The 2924-nt window shown below is 70.6% G+C and carries 2 protein-coding genes; one reads left to right on the top strand and one right to left on the bottom strand.

Annotation, left to right across the window (positions count from 1 at the left end; genetic code table 11):
* Positions 1 to 487: 487 nt before the first annotated feature.
* Positions 488 to 1882, top strand: a complete 1395-nt coding sequence (locus tag RM572_RS28475; protein ID WP_311676260.1) for a hypothetical protein — start codon at positions 488 to 490, stop codon at positions 1880 to 1882.
* On the opposite strand, the gene RM572_RS28480 is transcribed toward RM572_RS28475, so the two are convergent.
* Positions 1840 to 2772 carry a hypothetical protein gene (locus RM572_RS28480; protein WP_311676261.1) on the bottom strand — a complete coding sequence of 311 codons (933 nt, stop codon included), beginning with the start codon at positions 2770 to 2772 and terminating at the stop codon, positions 1840 to 1842. The two genes, RM572_RS28475 and RM572_RS28480, sit on opposite strands and share 43 nt — an antisense overlap.
* Positions 2773 to 2924 lie beyond the last annotated feature (152 nt).

A 2924-nucleotide genomic window follows, 5' to 3' on the forward strand; every position in this document is an offset into this window, starting at 1 on the left:
CCGCATCCACACCGCGATCGGCGACATCCCGCCCGCCGAATGCGAAGCCACCTACTACGCTCAGCACCAGCCGCAACCGGCGGCTGGAGCCAGTCCATAGAGCCTCCACCGACCCCGGCACGGTTCATGCTCCCCCTCGTGTGAGCCCCAGAGTGTCAACTGCCGTACCCGGCTGAGGTGACCCCCCTCAGCGACCCTCAACTCTAGGACGCTGCCCGTGCATGTCCGACAGCGGGCAGGCGCTGCCGGTTGACAGCAACATGGCCGGGAGGACGGGCTTTGGGGCGCGGGACCCACGTCACAGTCGACACGCAGCATGGGATCCTGTACCTGATGCAGACAGTGGATGCCCGATGCCTGACATAACCGAATTTGCGTCAGCTCTTCATTTATGTCGTCGATGTCACTTCGTTCGAAGGCTCGCCGACAACCGCATTCGACGGAAGTCTCGACGCGGTGAAATCGTTTCCGAAGCCGGGCGGGTGCTATGACCATCAAGGCGTATGACGTCGGCGGCGTGTTGCAGTGGGGCGGCCTCGCGGGTGTCCTGGCGTCCCTGCTGCTGCGCTATGTCGAGCCTGCCCCTCGATGGGACGTACTGGCGTGCATGGCGGTGTCGGCGCTCGGGCTCGTGGTGTCCTGGGTGGGCACACGCCAGGGCACGGCGACGGACCCGGAGCCGCCCACGTCACCGGCGCCCTCGGCACCGACGGGTCTGCGGCCGACGGGTGACTGGTGGCCGGATCGCGCGCAACGAAGGCACCTCGGTGTGCTGCTCGTCCTGGTGTCGGCAGCCCTCCTCCTCTTCGGCTCCGCACAGCACGTGACGCCTCAGCTCGCGGACGCGCGCGCCGGATCGGCACGCATCGCCCCGGTGACGGTCACCGAGGTGAGGGCGCAGAGTTCCAGCCCCGTACGCGGCGGAGGGACGACGTACACGTCGACCGTCTCGGTCACCCTCGCCGATGCAGCGGCCGACGGCCAGGACACTCCCCTGCGCGGCACGATCAAGACTTCCGAACAGGTACGGCCGAACGGCACGCTCTGGGCGCTCTACCGCCCCGGTCGGGAGGAGGCCCACCTGACCGCGACACGCGACGAACTGGTGGCGCTGCGGAGCGGCACCGTACGCCCGTCAGGTGTGCTGCTGGGCCTCTGTGCTGTCACCGCAGTGACGGGCCTGGCTCTTTTGCTCTGGCGTCGGGGCAAGCCGTACAGCGGGGATGAGACTCTGACGGACGCCCTACGCGATGGCGGTGTGCAGGCGCTCGCGGTAACCCTGAGCGGCACGGCGCCCGAAGGACGGAGGGAGTTGGGGGTCGGGCTGCGGCTGACGGCCCAGGACGGCGAGCGGTTGCTGTACGTCAGTCGCCATGTCGACGTGGAGCATCTCGCCGATGTGCTGTACGGCCGCACCGCATGGCTGTACTGGGAACGACCGCGGAACGGCGAGCCGCCACGTGAACGGCCGGGACGCAAGGGGGAGATGCTGCCCGCCGTTCTCATGGTCGGCGGTGGTGACGAGGCGCGGTACGTGCGCGGCTGGATGCCCCGGAAGCCGGACTGGCCGATCGCTCAGGGGCAGGCCCTGGGAGCGGTCGCTCCGGAATCGTGCCCGGCGGTGCCGCAACTGGGATCCGGGGCTGTTCGCCCGCCACGGCCCCGCCTCGGCGCGGTGCTGTGGCTGGGGCTGGCGGTGCTGGCAGCGGCGGTGGCGGCGGCCTTCCCGGTCGGCGGAGGCGGCAAGGAGCTTGTCCAGGTTGTCATCGTCGCCGTGGCTCTCTGCACCGTGCTGGGAATGCGCCTCCGACAGGCGAAATGGCGTCCCTCCGGACGCCGTCAGCAACGGCGAGAGGCGGAAGCCTCGGCGGAGGCGCGCTGAGGGCGACCGGCTGCGACAGCAGTGGCAGGAGGGTCGTCGTCGGCCGCGTGGGGGGAGGGATGGCGACGGTGGTGGGCGCAAAGGGGGCAGGGGCCGGGGGTGGGGCTGCGGTGGGCGCGGTCGCAGTCGGGGCAGTTCCGGAGCGGGGCGACGGTCGGGGCGGGTGGTGGGGGTTCGGGGCTGGGTGCGGGCTGGAGTTCGGCGAGGCGCCAGGCGAGGACGGCGGCCGGGCGGGTGCGGAAGCTTTCGGGGAGGTCGCCCGTGAGGGTGCGGGTGATGCGGGCGGGACGGACTCCGGAGTCCAGCCAGGCGTCGACACCCGGTGCGAGGCGCGCGATCTCGCGGCGGGAGAGGGCCAGTCGGGGGTCGTGTGTGCCGAGTGCGTTGAGGAGCGCGACTGCTTCGGGGGTGGCTGGCGCTGGCGGCCTGGGGTGTGCGGGCGGCGCGGTGGGCTGGGGCGTGCGTGGCGAGGGCAACGAGGTTGCCGCATCCACGCAGGGTGGTGCCGGTTCCGCCGAGGGCGCGGAAGAGGTCGGGGGCGCTTGGGTGTCGTCGTGGTGGGCGAGTTCGGGGAGGGTGTAGACGTAGGTGCGGGTGACGAAGCGTCCGCCGGGGCCGCGCAGGATGCGGCGTTCGAGCCAGCCGTCGGCCTCCAGTTCGCGCAGGGCGCGGCTGATGACGGTCTCGCCCTCGGTGAAGTGCTTCTGGAGGGCTTCGATGGTGACGGGGGTGCCGTCGGGCATGGAGTTGATGTAGAGGGCGACGCCTACGGTGACGGCGCTGCCGGGCCGTCGGGCGAGGCGGTTGGCCAGGATGGTGAAGTTCCCGGACAGGCGTGTCCGGACATGGATGGCGCCGGATACCGGCGCGCTAAGCTGCGCAGTAGCCATGGGGAAGGGTTCAGCTTCCTTGTTGGTGAGGCCCTCGCGTCCGGGACTGCAATCCTGGCCGGGGGCCGACTTGTCTGGATGTCTCCGCCGACAGTAACCCCGTTTCGCCACCCTGTGTGCATGGTTCACCCTGACGGGTGACTCCACCGGGA

This window comes from Streptomyces hazeniae, from assembly GCF_031845485.1.
GTDB classification, from domain to species: Bacteria; Actinomycetota; Actinomycetes; order Streptomycetales; family Streptomycetaceae; genus Streptomyces; species Streptomyces hazeniae.

Excerpts from the sequence above, each read along its gene's own strand:
- RM572_RS28480 (WP_311676261.1), bottom strand. The coding sequence starts at position 2,772 with ATGGCTACTGCGCAGCTTAGCGCGCCGGTATCCGGCGCCATCCATGTC.
- RM572_RS28475 (WP_311676260.1), top strand. The coding sequence starts at position 488 with ATGACCATCAAGGCGTATGACGTCGGCGGCGTGTTGCAGTGGGGCGGC.